Origin of the sequence: Agrobacterium tumefaciens (genome assembly GCF_031801495.1) — a bacterium.
Taxonomy (GTDB): domain Bacteria; phylum Pseudomonadota; class Alphaproteobacteria; order Rhizobiales; family Rhizobiaceae; genus Agrobacterium; species Agrobacterium tumefaciens_K.
On record NZ_JAOEGC010000002.1, the window covers coordinates 417,846 to 435,466 of the forward strand.

Annotated in this window: 15 protein-coding genes and 1 tRNA gene; 8 read left to right on the top strand and 8 right to left on the bottom strand. The window is 59.0% G+C overall.

The annotated features are described in order from the left end of the window. The first annotated feature begins 10 nt into the window (after positions 1 to 10). The 4 genes from N7578_RS11440 to N7578_RS11455 all read left to right on the top strand — a co-directional run bounded on the left by N7578_RS11440 (position 11) and on the right by N7578_RS11455 (position 6,031). A complete protein-coding gene (locus N7578_RS11440; RefSeq protein WP_311110453.1) occupies positions 11 to 1,219 on the top strand; it encodes an acetyl-CoA C-acetyltransferase in 1,209 nt (402 codons plus the stop codon). A 16-nt stretch (positions 1,220 to 1,235) separates the two neighbouring features. Then, complete coding sequence (locus N7578_RS11445) at positions 1,236 to 3,449, top strand: 3-hydroxyacyl-CoA dehydrogenase NAD-binding domain-containing protein (RefSeq protein WP_311110454.1); 2,214 nt, start codon at positions 1,236 to 1,238, stop codon at positions 3,447 to 3,449. A 300-nt stretch (positions 3,450 to 3,749) separates the two neighbouring features. After that, positions 3,750 to 3,825, top strand: a tRNA-Phe gene (locus tag N7578_RS11450). Positions 3,826 to 4,045: 220 nt separating this feature from the next. Continuing rightward, the gene (locus tag N7578_RS11455; RefSeq protein ID WP_311110455.1) at positions 4,046 to 6,031 is read left to right on the top strand and encodes a bifunctional diguanylate cyclase/phosphodiesterase; all 1,986 of its coding nucleotides are present in this window, start codon (positions 4,046 to 4,048) and stop codon (positions 6,029 to 6,031) included. Positions 6,032 to 6,076: 45 nt separating this feature from the next. Here N7578_RS11455 and mnhG read toward each other — a convergent pair whose 3' ends face one another. The 8 genes from mnhG to N7578_RS11495 all read right to left on the bottom strand — a co-directional run bounded on the left by mnhG (position 6,077) and on the right by N7578_RS11495 (position 12,981). Further along, positions 6,077 to 6,421: a monovalent cation/H(+) antiporter subunit G gene (gene mnhG / locus N7578_RS11460; protein ID WP_311110456.1), complete on the bottom strand. Its 345-nt coding sequence runs from the start codon at positions 6,419 to 6,421 to the stop codon at positions 6,077 to 6,079. Then, positions 6,418 to 6,699 (bottom strand): K+/H+ antiporter subunit F, encoded by a 282-nt coding sequence (locus N7578_RS11465; RefSeq protein WP_003503490.1) that lies wholly within the window; start codon positions 6,697 to 6,699, stop codon positions 6,418 to 6,420. The genes mnhG and N7578_RS11465 overlap by 4 nt, the downstream gene beginning before the upstream one ends. Beyond that, on the bottom strand, positions 6,696 to 7,184 hold the full coding sequence (locus tag N7578_RS11470) for a Na+/H+ antiporter subunit E (RefSeq protein WP_311110457.1): 489 nt from the start codon (positions 7,182 to 7,184) through the stop codon (positions 6,696 to 6,698). Before N7578_RS11470 ends, N7578_RS11465 begins: the two co-directional genes overlap by 4 nt. Next, positions 7,181 to 8,827 (bottom strand): monovalent cation/H+ antiporter subunit D, encoded by a 1,647-nt coding sequence (locus tag N7578_RS11475; protein WP_311110458.1) that lies wholly within the window; start codon positions 8,825 to 8,827, stop codon positions 7,181 to 7,183. Before N7578_RS11475 ends, N7578_RS11470 begins: the two co-directional genes overlap by 4 nt. Continuing rightward, complete coding sequence (locus N7578_RS11480) at positions 8,824 to 9,159, bottom strand: Na+/H+ antiporter subunit C (RefSeq protein ID WP_311110459.1); 336 nt, start codon at positions 9,157 to 9,159, stop codon at positions 8,824 to 8,826. Before N7578_RS11480 ends, N7578_RS11475 begins: the two co-directional genes overlap by 4 nt. Then, positions 9,159 to 12,077 (bottom strand): monovalent cation/H+ antiporter subunit A, encoded by a 2,919-nt coding sequence (locus tag N7578_RS11485; RefSeq protein WP_311110460.1) that lies wholly within the window; start codon positions 12,075 to 12,077, stop codon positions 9,159 to 9,161. Before N7578_RS11485 ends, N7578_RS11480 begins: the two co-directional genes overlap by 1 nt. A 104-nt stretch (positions 12,078 to 12,181) precedes the next feature. Continuing rightward, entirely contained in the window at positions 12,182 to 12,559 is a 378-nt protein-coding gene (locus N7578_RS11490; protein WP_311112479.1) for a hypothetical protein, read from the bottom strand. 47 nt (positions 12,560 to 12,606) lie between these two features. Next, on the bottom strand, positions 12,607 to 12,981 hold the full coding sequence (locus N7578_RS11495; RefSeq protein ID WP_311110461.1) for a hypothetical protein: 375 nt from the start codon (positions 12,979 to 12,981) through the stop codon (positions 12,607 to 12,609). 72 nt (positions 12,982 to 13,053) lie between these two features. Here N7578_RS11495 and N7578_RS11500 point away from each other — a divergent pair, with 72 nt between their 5' ends. From N7578_RS11500 to N7578_RS11515, 4 genes are read left to right on the top strand one after another with little or no spacing between them, the layout of a single operon-like run. Beyond that, positions 13,054 to 14,667 (top strand): globin-coupled sensor protein, encoded by a 1,614-nt coding sequence (locus N7578_RS11500; protein ID WP_311112480.1) that lies wholly within the window; start codon positions 13,054 to 13,056, stop codon positions 14,665 to 14,667. Further along, positions 14,667 to 14,966 carry an STAS domain-containing protein gene (locus N7578_RS11505; RefSeq protein ID WP_311110462.1) on the top strand — a complete coding sequence of 100 codons (300 nt, stop codon included), beginning with the start codon at positions 14,667 to 14,669 and terminating at the stop codon, positions 14,964 to 14,966. Before N7578_RS11500 ends, N7578_RS11505 begins: the two co-directional genes overlap by 1 nt. Beyond that, on the top strand, positions 14,963 to 15,328 hold the full coding sequence (cheY1, locus tag N7578_RS11510; protein ID WP_311110463.1) for a chemotaxis response regulator CheY1: 366 nt from the start codon (positions 14,963 to 14,965) through the stop codon (positions 15,326 to 15,328). The genes N7578_RS11505 and cheY1 overlap by 4 nt, the downstream gene beginning before the upstream one ends. Before the next feature lie 16 nt (positions 15,329 to 15,344). After that, complete coding sequence (locus tag N7578_RS11515) at positions 15,345 to 17,609, top strand: chemotaxis protein CheA (RefSeq protein ID WP_311110464.1); 2,265 nt, start codon at positions 15,345 to 15,347, stop codon at positions 17,607 to 17,609. Positions 17,610 to 17,621: the final 12 nt, after the last annotated feature.

Consider the following 17,621-nt stretch of genomic DNA (forward strand, 5'->3'; position numbering starts at 1 on the left):
GAGATGAGAAATGACTGACGTTTATATCTACGATCACGTCCGCACCCCGCGCGGACGTGGCAAGAAGGACGGTTCCCTGCACGAAGTGCCGTCCGTTCGCCTTGCTGCCAAAACGCTTGAAGCCATCCGTGACCGCAACGGGCTGGATACTGCGGCCGTCGATGACATCATCATGGGCTGTGTCGATCCGGTGATGGATGCGGGTGCTGTTATTCCAAAGGCCGCAGCCTTCGAAGCCGGCTATTCCACCAGGGCGCCAGGCATGCAGATCTCGCGTTTCTGCGCCTCCGGTCTGGATGCAATCAATTTCGCAGCCGGAAAGGTCGCGGCCGGTTCGGACGATATCGTCATTGCCGGCGGGGTGGAAAGCATGTCGCGCGTCGGCATGGGCATGTCCGGCGGTGCCTGGTACATGGACCCCTCCGTCAACTTTCCCGCCTTCTTTATGCCGCAGGGCGTGTCGGCCGATCTCATCGCCACCAAATACGGTTTCAGCCGCGACGACGTGGATGCCTATGCGGTGGAAAGCCAGAAGCGCGCAGCGCACGCTTGGGAGAGTGGCTATTTCAAGAACTCCGTCGTGCCGGTGAAGGACCAGAACGGTATCGTCATCCTCGACCGCGACGAGCACATGCGTCCCGGCACGGACATGCAGGCGCTCGCCTCGCTCAATGCGTCTTTCCAGATGCCGGGCGAAATGGGTGGCTTCGAAGCCGTAGGTATCATGGCCCACCCGGAAGTGGAGCGTATCAACTACGTCCACCACGCGGGCAATTCATCCGGCATCGTTGATGGCGCCGCTGCCGTGCTGGTCGGTTCAAAGGCGGGTGGGGAGAGCATGGGCGTGAAGCCTCGCGCGCGCATCAGAGCTTTTGCCAATATCGGCTCGGATCCGGCGCTGATGCTGACCGGCCCCGTTGATGTGACCGAAAAGCTCTTGAAGAAAACCGGTATGTCCCTGTCCGACATCGATCTGTTCGAACTCAACGAAGCCTTCGCTGCGGTCGTGCTGCGTTACATGCAGGCTTTCGACATTGGCCATGACAAGATGAACGTCAACGGTGGCGCCATTGCCATGGGCCATCCGCTCGGTGCTACCGGCGCGATGATCCTCGGCACGGTGCTGGACGAACTGGAGCGCCGCGACCTTAACACGGCATTGGTCACGCTCTGCATCGGTGCGGGCATGGGTACCGCAACGGTCATCGAGCGCGTTTGATTTCGGGAGGAAACCGATGAGCTACATTAATTTCACCGTCGAAACCGATGCGGACGGCATTGCCCTCGTTACCTGGGATATGCCGGAAAAATCCATGAACGTCTTCACAGCCGAAGTCATGGAAGAACTGAACGCCATCGTTGATGCAACCGTGGCGGACGCCGCCGTCAAGGGCGTGGTCTTCACCTCTGGCAAAAGCAGTTTTTCCGGCGGCGCGGACCTGTCCATGATCAAGTCGATGTTCTCCTTCTATCATGAGGAGAAAACGAAGAACCCGGATCAGGCGGCGCAGAAGCTGTTCGATCTCGTTGGTAAGATGAACGGCCTGTTCCGCAAGATCGAAACCAACGGCAAGCCATGGGTTTCCGCCATCAACGGCACGTGCATGGGGGGCGCGTTCGAATTGTCGCTGGCCTGCCATGGCCGCGTCGCGTCGAATGCCAAGAGCGTCAAGATCGCCCTGCCGGAAGTCAAGGTTGGCATCTTCCCCGGTGCTGGCGGCACGCAGCGCGTGCCGCGCCTCACCGACGCGCAATCCGCTCTTCAGATGATGACGACCGGCCAGTCGCTCACCGCGCAGCGCGCCAAGGCCATGAACCTCGTCCATCAGGTGGTGGAGCCGGATCAACTCGTCTCCGCTGCAAAGCAGATGATCAATGACGGTCTGAAGCCGGTTGCTCCCTGGGATGAAAAGGGCTTCAAGGCGCCCGGCGGCGGCATCTGGACACCGGGAGCCGCGCAACTTTGGCCCGCTGCACCCGCGATCCTGCGCCGTGAAAGCGCCGGCAATTATCCGGCAGCCCTCGCTATCCTCAAATGCGTCTACGAAGGCCTGCAATTACCTTTCGACACGGCCTTGAAGGTCGAGCAGCGTTACTTCACGGAAATCCTCCGCTCGAAGGAAGCCTTTGCGATGATCCGCTCGCTGTTCATTTCCATGCAGGAACTGGGCAAGGGCGCTCGCCGCCCCGCGGGGCAGCCGAAGAGCGATCTGAAACACGTCGGCGTCGTCGGTGCCGGTTTCATGGGCGCGTCGATTGCTTACGTTACCGCCGTTGCCGGCATCGATGTGACGCTGATCGACCGCGATTACGAAGCCGCCGCCAAGGGAAAGGCTACCTGTGAAGGGCTGGTAAAGGATAGTGTCGGCAAAGGTCGGATGACGCAGGAGGACGGCGCTGCTATCCTCGCGCGTATCACGCCAAGCGCCGATTACACCTCGCTCAAAACCGCAAACCTCGTCATCGAAGCGGTGTTCGAGGATCGCGACGTCAAGAAGGGTGTTATCGAAGCGGTGGAAGCCGTGTTGCCGGAAGGCGCAATCTTCGCCTCCAACACCTCGACACTGCCGATCACCGGGCTCGCGAAGAGCTCGAAGCGTCCCGCCGATTTCATCGGCATCCATTTCTTCTCGCCGGTCGAGAAAATGATGCTGACGGAAGTCATCCTCGGCAAGGAAACCGGCGACAAGGCTTTGGCTGTTGCCTTGGATTACGTCGCGAAGATCAGGAAGACGCCGATCGTGGTCAACGATACGCGTGGCTTCTTCGTCAATCGCTGTGTGCTGCGCTACATGGCCGAAAGCTACGACATGCTGATCGAGGGCGTGCCTGCGGCCATGATCGAGAATGCCGCGAAATTCGCGGGCATGCCGGTCGGTCCACTCGCGCTCAACGATGAAGTGGCCATCGATCTTTCCTACAAGATTCTCAAGGCGACCGTTGCCGACCTTGGGGAAAAGGCTGTCGATCCGCGCCATATGGAACTGGTGAAGAAGCTGGTGGAAGACGAAGGCCGCTTCGGCCGCAAGAACGCCAAGGGCTTTTACGATTATCCGCCTAAGCCAGCCAAAAAGTCTCTCTGGCCGGGTCTCAAGGATCTCTATCCGCAGAAGAAGCCGGAAGACGTGGACATGGAGGTTTTGAAACAGCGCTTCCTCGTCACCGTCGCGCTGGAAGCGGCAAGAACGGTGGAAGAGGGTATCGTTACTGATCCGCGTGAAGCCGATGTCGGATCCATCCTCGGTTTTGGCTTCGCGCCCTACACCGGCGGTGCGCTCTCCTACATCGACGGCATGGGCGTTAAAACGTTCGTCGCGCTGGCGGAAAAGCTGGCCGAAAGCTACGGGCCGCGTTTCAGGCCGACACCGCTCCTGAAGGAGATGGCCGCGAAAGGAGAAACTTTCTACGGCCGTTTCGATCCTTACGGCGATACCGCGCAAGCGGCATAAACAAACAATCGACATCGACACAGGCCCTTCGGGGCCTGTTTTTTTTGACGCAAGTGGCTGGATTGTTTTTATTTTCATTCTGACGCGGATATCACGGTGCTCGCCTCATGCTGGTTTTCCGGGATATTTCCGGCCTTATGAGGGTGGGTGATGAAGCCATCCACAGGCTCGATAAAAAAACTGTCAAAAAAGTTCGCAGCGGTGCTTGCCATGTCCGAACAAGATGTTATAACCCCGCTCACTTCCGGGGCAGACAACTGCTCCAGACGCAAAAGCGAAGGTTCGTCAGGAGCCTGAAGTGCCCGGATAGCTCAGTTGGTAGAGCAGCGGATTGAAAATCCGCGTGTCGGTGGTTCAAATCCGCCTCCGGGCACCATTACTCTCTTAACGTAAATCTCAAGTATTTTCTGCCTAAGATGGTCTCAAGGTTGTATTTTCAGCCTTTGCGGATAGAAACCGGCTATTCTTTATTTCATTATCGTTTTTTTTCGCGTCGGAAATGAAGTGCTTCGAAGCTGTTCCTCCCTGTTTGCTGGCTGATGAGGTAGAGCTGTCTTTCTTTCTGACGACAATTGCTGGAAGCCGTGAGGAAATCCGTGTCGCAGGTCGGATCGAAAAATCTGGAAGATGCCGTTCGTCTCGATCAGCTTCATGCCGTCCGCAAAACGGTGCTGGTTTCCATACCCATCAATATCATTCTCGGAATAGCCGCTGTTTTGATCGCCGCTAACTCCGGTAAGGCCATGGCTGGTCTGAGCTGGTTTCTTGCCTCCTCGATCGTCAACATTTCCCGCTTTGCCTTTTGCCGTTATCCGATCAGGCTTGACGGCGGGCTCGCAGGCGGTGGGAAACTGATGGCGCTGGGCGTCGATCAACACCTCCTGTTGCATGCGGCCTTTGCGCTCGCATCCGGCATCGTCTGGGCCTTCATCCCGGTTTTGTCCGACGGATATACCACCCCGGAGAGCCTGTTTTATCTGATCTTGGGCTGCGGCATTACGGCCGGTGCGGTGACTTACGGCTATTCTTTCGCCCCTATCGCCATCTCCTTCATCACGCCGCCGATCCTCTCGGCTGTCGGCTGCTTTGTCTGGGCAGGCGGGATGGAAAGAAATCTTCTTGCGGCGACCATGGTGCTCTACCTCGTTGCGCTGGTTCGCGGCGCGTTCGTCGGGCAGCAACTCGTCAGAAGCGACAGCCGACTGAAAAACGAGGCGACGCAGCTCTCGCGGTCGCTTGAGATTGCCAATGACCAGGCACTCAGATTTGCCGGTGAAATGCAGGAACGTGCCGTGCATGACGCGTTGACGGGCCTGCTCAATCGCCGGGGCTTTTCCGAAGCGCTGGAGCAGTTCGTTCCGGAAACGGAACGTGGCTGCCTGCTGCTGCTTGATCTGGACGGCTTCAAATCGGTCAACGATGCCTTCGGACACAAGGCCGGAGATCGGATTCTGGTCGAAGTCGCAAGGCGACTGCGCGATACCGTGGCCAGCCATGTCATCGTTGCGAGACTGGGCGGTGATGAGTTTGCCATCCTTTATGACGATAGGGCAACCGGTGAGGATCCACAAACTCTGGCGATGCGTTTGATCGCGGCGATTGCCATCCCTTTCTCCCAGCTCGATGCCGGCCGTGTCGGCGTCAGCATCGGTGTTTACCAGGGGGAAGCGCACGATATCGATGAGATGCTGATCTACGCCGATGCTGCCCTTTATTCTGCAAAGAAGGAGGGCCGCAATCGCTTCCGCATGTTCGATGAGGAACTGCGCCGTCAGGCACTGGTCCGACGTGATATCGAGCGCGATCTGGGTGCTGCCCTTGCGCGGGAGGAGCTGGAAATCTGGTTTCAGCCGATCATGCGGGACGGAGGGAAAAAACTCGATTCGCTGGAGGCGCTCTTGCGCTGGAACCATCCGGAACACGGATGGATCGATCCGATGGAGATTGTCAGGACCGCAGCGACCGCCGGCCTTTCGGAGATGCTGACGCGGTTCATCCTGCGCGAAGTCATCAACATGATCCGTGACCTCAAGGCGCTTGGTATGAGTGATGTGCGCGTGGCGATCAACGTCTCACCGCGCGAGTTGGCGCAGATCGCCATCGACGATCTGGTTCTGAGAAAGCTGAAGGAGAAGGGTGCACCCGCTTCCATGCTCGAGCTGGAAATGACCGAGGAGGTGGCGGTCAACCCCCGCGCCGTCCAAGAGAAACTTGCGCGCCTGAAAGCACAGGGCGTCAGCCTCGCGATCGATGATTTCGGCTCGGGTTATTCATCGCTGGGTTTGTTGCAGCAGTTTCATGTCCATCGGGTCAAGATCGACAAGTCCTTCATCGCAGGCATCGCCGGGTCTGAAAAGGATCGTTCGCTGGTCGGCGCCGTTCTTGGCGTGTCCCGCGTCTTCGGCTTCGACGTTGTCGCCGAGGGTGTGGAGAGGGAAGAGGACGTCAAGGCGCTCCGCGAACTCGGCTGCACCATCCTTCAGGGGTATTATTTTGCCAGACCGATGTCGTTTGATGAGGCCGTAAGCTGGAGCAAGGGGCAGCACGCCGGTAGACACAGCGGTGCTACTCCAAAGGCCTGAAAAGACCGGATGGTTAGAGCGTTTCCATTTTAGCAAGGAAACGCTCTAGAGATGCTCGCGGTTGTCCGTGCTCTGCTCCGCACGGTCCCGATACAGAGCGGCGCGTCCCAGAAGCATCAGGGATACGGGCGTGGTCACCGTCATGAAAATCCCGATGAAGATTTCGTGGAACACGAAGCGGTCGCCGGAAACAGAAAAATAGATGATGGAGGCCATCACGATGCCACCCGTACCCCAGCTCGTTCCGAGCGTGGGCGCGTGCAGGCGCTCATAAAAGCTGTTCAGCTTGGCGAAGCCGATCGTGCCGATCAGGGTAAGGGATGCGCCGAGCAGCACGAAGAAGGCGACCAGAACAGCGGCCCAGAGCGGAAATTCAGCGGCATTGTTCATTCGATCACCTCACCGCGCATCAGGAACTTGGAAAGTGCGACCGTCGAGACGAAACCGAGGATCGCAATCAGCAGGGATGCTTCGAAATAGATATCGTTGCCGGTGCGAAGCCCGAAGGTCAGCAGCAGCAGCATCGCGTTGACGTAGAGCGTATCGACGCCCAGCACGCGGTCTTGCGCTCGCGGGCCGATTGCGATCCGGTAGACCGAAATCGTCATGGCGATGGCAAGCATGAACTGCGCAAGTGAAAAGGACCAGAAAAGGATAATCGAACTCATTCGAATATCTCCATCAGCAGTTTTTCGTAGCGGTTCTTGATGAGATTGATCCACGCGGCTTCGTCGACGTCATCGAGAACATGAATGAGGAGCGTTCGCTGGCTGGAATTGTACTCGAGCCACGCGCTCCCCGGAGTGGCGGTCAAGATCGTCGCCAGCACCGCAAGCCCCATCGGATCGAGGATATCGAGCGGTATCGTCAGGAAGCCGGATTTGCGATTTCTTTCCCGCTTGAACAGGATGATCGTCATGACCGAAAAATTCGAACGGACGATATCGTAGAGCACGATCAGAATGAGTTTTGGAAGAAGGTGCCAGTTGCGGATACGCGGTTTTGCCGGACGCAGCGATGCCATCGACCAGGACGCAAACATTGCAACGCCCGTCCCAAGCAGGAGATGCCCCGGCGAGAAGCTGTTGATCGTCATCCAGAAGATGATCAGCGAGACGGTAAGCAGCGGATAGGGGAGAATACGGCTTATCATGGCTGTGCCTCCGGTTCTCCGCCCGCTCTCGGTGCTGAAATGACACCCTGGATGTAGCTGCCTGGCAGGTCCAGGATGCGGGCCGTTTCCTGCATGTAGGCCATGATCGGACCGGCCTGTATGGTCATGGCTAGTGTCAATGACAGCAGCAGCATGACGGGCGCGACTTCGATCACCAGAACGCGCGGTACCGTGCCCTCTATGGACGCCCAGAAGGTGCGGATACCGGCACGCGTCATTGAGATCAGCGAGGCGAAACCAGAGAAAATGATGAGGAAGACGATCCACCACGAAAGAGTGGAGACGTTGTCGTTGGCACCCAGACCCGAGGGGTTGAGGATAGCCGACAACATCGAAAATTTGGCGATGAAGCCCGAGAGCGGCGGCAGTCCGGCCAGCAGGATGCCGCAGGCGGCGAAACACGTACCCAGAACGGCCATGGTTCCGGGCATCGTTGTGCCGACTTCCTCCTCTTCCTCTTCTTCGTCGAGATCACCGTAGGCTTCCATGGTGACGGCAAGAACGTTCGCGCCTGCATCCTGACCGCGCTCGACCAGTTCGATCAATATGAAGAAGGCGCTGATCGTCAATGTGGAGCTGACGAGATAATAGAGCGCACCTGCCGCAACCATCGGGTTGCCCGTACCCATCGCAGCGAGCAGCGTGCCGGAGGACACCAGAACGGAAAAGCCTGCGAGACGGCCGAGAGCCTGCGATGCCAGCACGCCGATCGTGCCGAAGATGATGGTGGCGATACCACCGACAAGCAGTGCATCATGACCGAACCCGGCGGATTCACCGGCGGTCTGGCCGAAAAGAAGGAAGGAAAGGCGGGCAATGACATAGATGCCGACCTTGCTCATGATGGCGAACAGGCCGCCGACAGGGGCGGATGCCGCGCCATAGGCGGATGGCAGCCAGAAGTTCAGGGGCCACATTCCGGCTTTCACAAGAAACGCAACGCCGAGAACCGCCGCACCCGTTTCCAGCAGCATTCTCTGGTCGGGATTCAGCCCCTCGATGCGATGCGCAAGATCACCCATGTTCAGGGTGCCGGTGACGCCGTAGATCAGGCTGACACCGATCAGGAAGAAAAGCGCCGCGACAAGGTTGATGGCGATGTAATGCAAACCCGCCTTGACGCGCTGCTGGCCGGAACCGTGCAGCAGAAGGCCGTAGGACGCCGCCAGCATCACTTCGAAAAAAACGAAGAGATTGAAAAGGTCGCCGGTCAGGAAGGCGCCATTGACGCCCATCAGCATCATATGGAACAGCGAATGGAAATGCGCACCCGACTTGTGCCATTTCGCCAGCGCGTAGATCAGCGAGGGAATGGCGAGCAGGGCGGTCAGCAACACCATGAGCCCGGAGAGGCGGTCGGCCACGAGCACGATGCCGAAGGGGGCTGGCCAGTTGCCGAGAAGATAGACGCCGGTCGAGATGACGGCCGCGATCTCGGTATTCACCGTCGAGTTGACGTCGATGAACAGAAGGATCGCCACGATCAGTAGCACGAATGTCGAGGCGAGGCTGATGCCCGCCTTGATGGCGCGCTGGCGCTCATCGAAGAACAGCAGTAGCGCTGCCGTCAGCAACGGCACCAGAATGGGGGCAATGACGATATGGAAGGGAAACGAACTCACTTGCTTTCCCTCCCGTCCACATGGTCGGTGCCCGTCAGGCCACGTGCCGCCAGCAGAACGACGAGAAACAGAGCCGTCGTTGCAAAGCCGATGACGATAGCCGTCAGCACCAGTGCCTGCGGAACCGGGTCCGCGAGGGTGGAGGTATCGGCACCAGTGTTGAGGACCGGCGGGGCATTGGTCTTGATGCCGCCCACGCCGAAGATGAAGAGATTAACGGCGTAAGAGAGCAGGGAAAGCCCCACGATGACCTGATATGTTCTCGGGCGCAGTACCAACCACACGCCGGAACCGGTCATGATGCCGATGCCGATTGCAAGGATAAGCTCCATTACGCGTCCTCCGTTCGTGCCGCTTCAGGCGTGCGAACGCGATAGTTGCGCAACGATTGGTGGGCGAGTGCTATAAGAATAAGTACGGTCGATCCGACCACCAGCGAAAAGACGCCGAGATCGAACAGCAAGGCGGAGGCCGTCGGCATTTTGCCGATGTAGGGCAGCTCCGTGTACTGGAAGTACGAGGTCAGGAACGGGTAACCGAAATACCATGATCCGAGGCCTGTCGCCGCTGCCATCAGAAGGCCGAAGCCCATCCAGCGCAGGGGCAGGATGCGGATACGGTCTTCCGCCCAGCGTGCGCCGCCCGCGAGATATTGCAGCAGGAAGGCGATTGCCATGGTGATGCCGGCCGCAAATCCGCCGCCCGGCAGATCGTGGCCACGCATCAGCAGGAAGATCGAGAAGGTGATGATGACGGGGAACATCCACTGCATCACAATCGACGGCACATAGAGATAATCCCGCACCGTATCGCCCTTGCTGCGCTCCGGGCGCTCCGAATCGAAGGCGTTCTGCATCTGCTGCTGCTCTGGCAACCCGATGCTTTCATGCGCCGGACGGAAACGTCGCAGCAGGGAGAAGACCGTCAGCGCCACGATGGCAAGCACGGCGATTTCGCCGAATGTATCGAAACCGCGGAAGTCGACCAGAATGACGTTGACGACATTCGTGCCGCCACCTTCCGAATAGGCCCGCTCCAGAAAATAGGTGGCGATGGCGTTGGGCACGGGCAGGGTCATGACCGCATAGGCGATGACGGACATGCCAATGCCGCTTGCTGCCGCCACCAGGAAGTCACGGGCGCGGCGAAGCTGCGCGGGAAGTTCGTTGCTGTTGTCGACCTTTTCATTGCGTTTCGGCAGCCAGCGCAGGCCGAGCAGAATGAGAACGGTCGTGACGATCTCGACCAGCAGCTGCGTGATGGCGAGGTCCGGCGCGGAAAGCCAGACGAAGGTCAGGCAGGTCACCAGACCCGCGACGCCGAGCATGATGAGGGCGGCAAGTCGGTGATATTTGGCCTGCCAGGCGGCACCGAGTGCCGCGATCATGCCGATAAGCCACAGGATAGCGAAGATCGGGTCGAAGGATGTAACGCGGGGAAGGGTCAACGAGAATTCGGAGAGGAACAGGGGCGAAAAACCGGCCAGCAGGGCCACCAGAATGAGCAGCCTGAGCTGCGGCTGAAGACGCCGCGTACCAAGCGTGCTCTCCAGCCACCGCGCCCATTTCCAGGACACGGTGACGAGAATGCGCTCGAAGATACGTTGCCCGCGCAGATGCCTGAAGACTGGCGGGCCGTCCTCGCATCTGGAGAAATATCCTCCGAGGATGGCGTAGATTGTGACGCCACCGGCGAGAGCCACGATACTCATGAGGAGCGGCAGGTTGAACCCGTGCCAGATGGACAGGCTGTAGACCGGGGTCTGCGGGCCGAGAACCGAAAGGACGGCCGAATGCAGGTAAGGCCCGATCGACAGGCTCGGGACAATGCCGACGACGAGGCAGGCGAAAACGAGGAACTCGATTGGAAACCGCATCCAGCGTGGTGGTTCGTGCGGATGTGGATTGGGAAGATCGACAGGCTTCGGGCCGAAGAATACGGTATGGATGAAGCGCAGCGAGTAAGCGACGGCGAATGCGCCTGAAAGCGTGGCGACATAGGGCAGGGCGCGGTCGAGGAGCGAATCCGCATGGGTTTCGACAGCCTCTGCGAAGAACATTTCCTTCGACAGAAAGCCGTTGAAAAGAGGCACGCCAGCCATCGCCGCACTCGCCGCCATGGCAAGCGTCGCCGTCGCGGGCATGAAGGTATAAAGCCCGCTTAGCCTGCGCATATCGCGCGTTCCGGTTTCATGGTCGATGATGCCAGCCGCCATGAAGAGCGATGCCTTGAAGGTGGCGTGGTTGACCATATGAAAGATTGCTGCGACCGCTGCCAGCGGGCTTCCAAGACTGAGCAGCGTGGTGATGAGGCCGAGATGGCTGATGGTCGAATACGCCAGCAGACCTTTCAGATCCTGCTGGAACATGGCGAAATAGGCGCCCAAAAGCAGCGTGATGATCCCGGCGGCACCAACGATCCAGAACCATTCCTGAGTGCCAGCAAGCACTGGCCAGAAGCGCACCAGCAAGAACACGCCCGCCTTCACCATGGTTGCGGAGTGAAGATAGGCGGAAACCGGCGTTGGCGCAGCCATGGCGTTGGGCAGCCAGAAATGGAAAGGGAACTGCGCGCTTTTCGTCAGTGCGCCACCCAGAATGAGGATCAGTGCCGGTAGATAGAGCGAATGGGCGCGGATCTCCGGTCCGGCGGCGAGGATCACGTCGAGATCGTAGCTTCCGGCCATATGCCCGAGGATCAAAACACCAGCCAAAAGGCTGAAGCCACCGATGCCCGTCACCGTCAGCGCCATGCGCGCGCCGTCGCGCGCGGCTGCATTGTGGTGCCAGTAACCGATAAGCAGGAATGAGAAAATGCTCGTCATTTCCCAGAAGATCGACAGCAGGATCACGTTGCCGGAAACCACCACCCCCAGCATCGATCCCATGAAGGCCAGCAGAAACGCGAAAAAGCGCGGGATCGGATCCTCGGTGGACATGTAATAACGGGCGTAAAGAACGACCAGCAGGCCGATGCCGGTAATCAGGATTGCAAAGATCCAGGAAAATCCATCGAGCCGCAGGGTGAAGTTCAGGCCGAGCTGGGGCAGCCACTCAACGTCATATTTCAGAACTGCGCCAACGCTGACGGAGCTGTAAAGAAAGATGCTGCTGACAAGCCCGAAGAGTGCAACCGCTCCGGCAACGGAAGCAGGAGCGGCGGCCGCGCCGTTACGCGGCATGAATGCCGTAATAATGGCGCCGACAAACGGTAGTGCGACGAGAAATGGTAGGATGGTTGCAAGTGTCATATGCGGTGGCGGTTTTCTCTCTGGAGATCAGGCGGAGGCGGTTTTCCGACGACTCCGGTACCCGGGGCTCTAAAAACGAGACGCGGGTGAGGACGCCGGCATAGCTACCAGATAGTGCGCGGCGGTGCTCTTGGCGCCGCGTTGGAAAAGTCTCGAGGGGTGTGTCGTGAAACCGCAACACGACCCGTTCCCTGCCTGTCGTCGCCGTCAAACAGGCTGTGCGTGAAGAGCGTATCGGCACGCATCGTTGCGTTTGCGCCGCACAAATGAGAGCTGTGATCGACGCTGTCGGTGCAGTCCTGTCTGTGGGGTGAGAAGGGGGCACGCCCCTGTTCCGTCACCTGAAGTCGCTCATAGCGGCTTGTTTTGGAAACGGCCTTGATACCTGCCTGCGCCTGAAACCCGACCATGACAAGAAGGCTTGCGACGACGATCCCGATCAGAACCTGCGGATGGCGCCCGGAACAGCGGCTTTTCCCCATCCATTGCAAGTTCGCACCTCCCTTAGTCGCAAAGTCTCGTTAAATCGTCACCGCGCAGCGAATATCTCGTTGATTTGTTTTAGGGGAAGCCAGCCGCGCTTGTCCAGCGTATCAGGCAGAAAAACGCCCATATGCGGCAATTCGCACGCTGGAATTGCATTTTGACGAGCGGAATGAGCGTAGAAATTAAAAGATTCCGCTAATTTTAGCGTTTGACGCGGCGCGATAGTTTTTTTAACTTTCAAGCAAGGAATTAACCATAAAGATTGATGGTATTTCCACGGCGGAACGTGATTCTCATCACCTTCCTGGCATGACGCCGCACTGCCGTACCGGGACCGATCCGGTATGCTCGTTTCTTGGTTCAAGAAGGTCTGGCAAGCGTCGATGCCGCATCGCAAGCGATGTGCATGTTCGTTCAATAATCCCCTCTGGGTGCTGGCATTTTGAACCGGGCCATTGACCGGTGGACGCCGGTTGTCATGTTTTTGGGGATGTCGGTGGGGCAGGATTTGCCATCGGATCAAGCGCGTAGAGCCCCGGGCGGCAGCCTGGCGGGACGATTGCGTTTTGCCGGCCTCGAGCAGCCGCAAACGGATTTCCTGCGCGATTATCGCAGCATGCTGGAGCCTTATCTGAAGGCCGGCCTGCGCGACGTGATGAACCGGTTCCAGTCCATGCCGGACTGTTCGCCATCCTTCGAAAGTGAAAATCAGCTTGATCGCCTGCATGATCTGCAGGCGTCGCACTGGAGCGTTCTGACTGACGCACGATTTGACGCTCTCTATGCGGAACGTGTCAAGGTTCTCTCCGATAACGCCAGCCGCATGGGACTGGACCCGCGCTGGCAGATCGCAAGCCATGCGGTCGTTCTGGAACATCTGCTTGGCGGTCTTGTGACAGAGCATGCGCCCCGATCCATCTGGCCCGGCAGCAAGAAAAAAAGCCGGGAACTTGCCGAGGCCGTCAAGAACGTCGTCCGCCTCGTGATGGTCGATACGGAGATTGCCGTTTCCCTTCGCTTCAATGAAATGCGTGTTCGCCATGGCCGCGAACTGGCCGAACAGCGCCAGAGCGACCGCGCCGAAGCCGCATCATTGCTGGGTCAGGCCTTGACGGCTTTTGCGGCGGGCGATCTGCGGGCACGCATCGGCAACGATGTTCCGGAGGCATATCGGGATATTGCCGACACCTTCAACGCGGCACTGGAACGGATTGGCGCATGTCTGGTTGCCTCTCGCCATCGTGTTGCACAGGCGGAGGACCTCAGTGGCGGATTTGCACAAAAGGGTCGCTCTCTTTCACAGCAGTCGAACCGGCACGCGGAAGCGCTGGGCGGAGGCGCCCGTTCGCTCGATGCCATGATCGACGACGTTGTGGGGAGCGGTGAACTCATCGCTGAGGTCGAAAAGGCCGTTTGCCGTGCTCGCGATGCCGCGGTGGAAAGCGGCAAGGCCGTGGGTGAGGCGATCAGCGCCATGTCCGACATCGAGCAGTCCGCCGAGCAGATCGGCACGATCATCGGCACAATCGACGAGATTGCGTTCCAGACCAATCTTCTCGCCTTGAACGCGGGCATCGAGGCCGCACGGGCGGGTGACAGCGGACGAGGTTTCGCGGTCGTCGCGCAGGAAGTCCGGGCGCTGGCCCAGCGCTCCGCCGATGCGGCGCGGGAAATCAAGAGCCTTGTCAGCAGCACGAAGGCACAGGTCGAAGGCGGTGTGCGCCTTGTGGGTCGCACACAGCAGGCCATCGGCGATGTTGTGCAGCAGGTATCCGGCATCAACGAAACCGTCGGGGAAGTTTCACGCCGTACGGCGGCGCATGTTGCAGGCCTGCGTGCGGCGGCCGCAGATATCGGCGAACTGGAGCGGCAGGCCGGGCGTATCGCAGGCGACGTGACCGAGGTGTCTGCGGATGCGGATGCTCTGCACACGGTTATCATCGAGCTTGGCCACACCGTCCGCGAATTCCAGATCGCAAGAAGAAATCAGGACGACGCGCGCGTGGAAACGGAACGTCAGGGTTTTCCCTCTAAGAACTCTGACAGCGAGTGGACGTCTCGCAGCAACGACTATCAACAATTCAGACGCCAAGGAGTGATGTGATGGCAGCGAAAAAAGCAGCCGAGGCGACGCTGAAACTGTCACCGGTTCTGGATCTCAATGAGGCGACGGCACTGCATGCCCAGCTGATGACGATGAGAGGAGCTTCGTTGTCGGTGGACGCGTCGGAAGTGGAACGGGTCGGTGCACTTTGCGCTCAGGTTCTGATGGCCGGTGCGAAGTCTTGGGAAGAGGACGGCAAAGCATTCGGTTTTGCGGCGGTTTCCGATGCCTTCGACAAGACCATGAAATTGATAGGCATCAATATCGATCATTTGCTCCCCAAGGAGATGCAACAATGAAGAAAAGAGTTCTTACAGTCGATGATTCCCGAACAATCAGGAACATGCTTCTCGTGACACTGAACAATGCCGGTTTCGAAACGATCCAGGCGGAAGACGGTGTTGAGGGTCTTGAAGTGCTCGAACAGAGCAACCCGGACGTGATCGTCACGGACATCAACATGCCACGCCTCGATGGCTTCGGTTTCATCGAGGGCGTTCGCCGCAACGAAAAGTATCGTGCGATACCGATCCTCGTTCTGACGACCGAAAGCGATGCCGAGAAAAAGAATCGTGCCCGCCAGGCTGGCGCAACCGGCTGGATCGTCAAGCCTTTCGACCCTGCCAAACTCATCGATGCCATTGAGCGCGTAACCGCCTGATACGGGACATTTCACGATGGATATGAACGAAATCAAGGAAATCTTTTTCCAGGAATGCGAGGAACAGCTCGCCGAACTGGAATCGGGGCTTCTCAAATTGAACGATGGCGACCGTGATCCGGAAACCGTCAACGCCGTTTTCCGAGCCGTTCATTCCATCAAGGGCGGTGCAGGCGCCTTTGGTCTAGACGACCTCGTTGCCTTTGCGCACGTTTTCGAAACGACGCTCGATTGTGTCCGCTCCAACAAGCTGGAGCCGACACAGGATGTTCTCAAGGTCATGCTCAAGTCGGCTGACGTTCTGGCCGACCTGACAAATGCGGCCAGAGACGGCGGGAGCGTCGAGGATAGCCGCACCCGCGGTCTGGTGAAGGAGCTGGAAGCGCTGGCGAACGGCGAAACCGCTCAGGTGTTCGCGCCGGCAGCGGCACCGGCACCGGCACCGGCAGCGAAGGCGCCGGTCTTTGCGGCGCCCGCGCCGACCGATGAAAGCGGTTTCCAGCCTGTCATGTTCTCCTTCACCGAGTTCGCCGATGACGAGCCGATGATGGAAACACCGACTTTCCAGATCACCTTCAAGCCGCATCCGACGCTCTATTCCAAGGGCAATGAGGCAGCGCTGCTTCTGCGCGACCTTTCCCGCATAGGCGAAATGAGCATCAATTGTGACCAGTCGAGCCTTCCGTCTCTCGACAAGCTCGATCCTGAAGCCCCTTATTTTTCCTGGACGATATCGATCAAGACCGACAAGGGCGAGGAAGGTATTCGCAGCGTCTTCGAATTTGCCGAGTGGGATTGCGATCTGGAAATCACGGAGATCGTTTCCGACGTGGCGGAAGACGAAGAACTCCCGATGATCCCGGTTCCGTTCGATCTGTCCATTCTCGGCGGAGACAATGAGCCTGCAGTTCAGCCCGCCGTCGAAGAGGTACCGGAGGCTGTCGTCGCCGTTGAAACGGCTGTGGCCGCAACACAGGTGACCAAGAGCGTCAACGCTGCCATCGAAAAGCGCGAGGCCGCAGCACCTGCCGCAGCCGCAGCACAGGCGAACAACGCCGCTGCCAATGCCAGTGCCGGTCAGACGATCCGCGTCGACCTCGATCGCGTCGACCGCCTCATCAACCTCGTTGGCGAGCTTGTCATCAACCAGGCCATGCTGTCGCAGAGCGTCATTGAAAACGATGCAAGCGGCACGTCCGCCGTGAACATGGGGCTGGAAGAACTCCAGCAGCTGACGCGCGAGATCCAGGACAGCGTCATGGCGATCCGTGCACAGCCGGTGAAGCCGGTGTTCCAGCGCATGTCGCGTATCGTTCGCGAAGTCGCCGACATGATCGGTAAGCAGATCCGTCTGGTGACGGAAGGTGAGAACACGGAAGTCGACAAGACGGTTATCGACAAGCTGGCCGAACCGCTGACGCACATGATCCGCAACGCCGTCGACCACGGCGTCGAAACACCCGAAAAGCGTGAAGCCGCCGGCAAGAATCCGGAAGGCACGATCAAGCTTTCGGCCAAGCATCGTTCGGGCCGCATTCTGATCGAACTGCAGGACGACGGTGCGGGCATCAACCGCGAACGCGTCCGCCAGAAGGCCATCGACAACGATCTGATCGCGGCGGACGCCAACCTGACCGACGAGGAAATTGACAACCTGATCTTTGCGCCGGGTTTCTCCACCGCGGACAAGATTTCCGATATTTCCGGCCGTGGCGTCGGCATGGATGTGGTCAAGCGCTCCATTCAGGCGCTCGGCGGTCGCATCAGCATCTCGTCGCGTCCGGGTCAGGGTTCGACCTTCACCATGAGCCTGCCGCTGACGCTCGCCGTTCTGGACGGTATGGTGGTGACGGTAGCCGGCCAGACGCTCGTCGTGCCGTTGACCGCAATCGTCGAGACGCTGCAGCCGGAAGCGAAGAACATCCATTCCTTCGGTTCGAACCAGCGATTGATCTCGATCCGCAATTCGTTCTGCCCGCTGGTGGATGTCGGCCGGATACTCAACTTCCGCCCGACGCAGGCCAATCCGGTCGAAGGCGTCGCGCTGCTGGTTGAATCCGAAGGCGGCGGCCAGCGCGCCCTGATGGTCGATGCGATCCAGGGTCAGCGTCAGGTCGTCATCAAGTCGCTCGAGGCAAACTACACCCACGTTCCGGGTATCGCCGCAGCGACCATTCTGGGTGATGGTCGCGTGGCCCTCATTCTTGATGTCGACGCAATCGTCAGTGCTTCGCGCGGGCAGCCGCTCAAGCAGGAAATGTCGCTCGCGGCGACGGGTTGAAAGCGGATAATC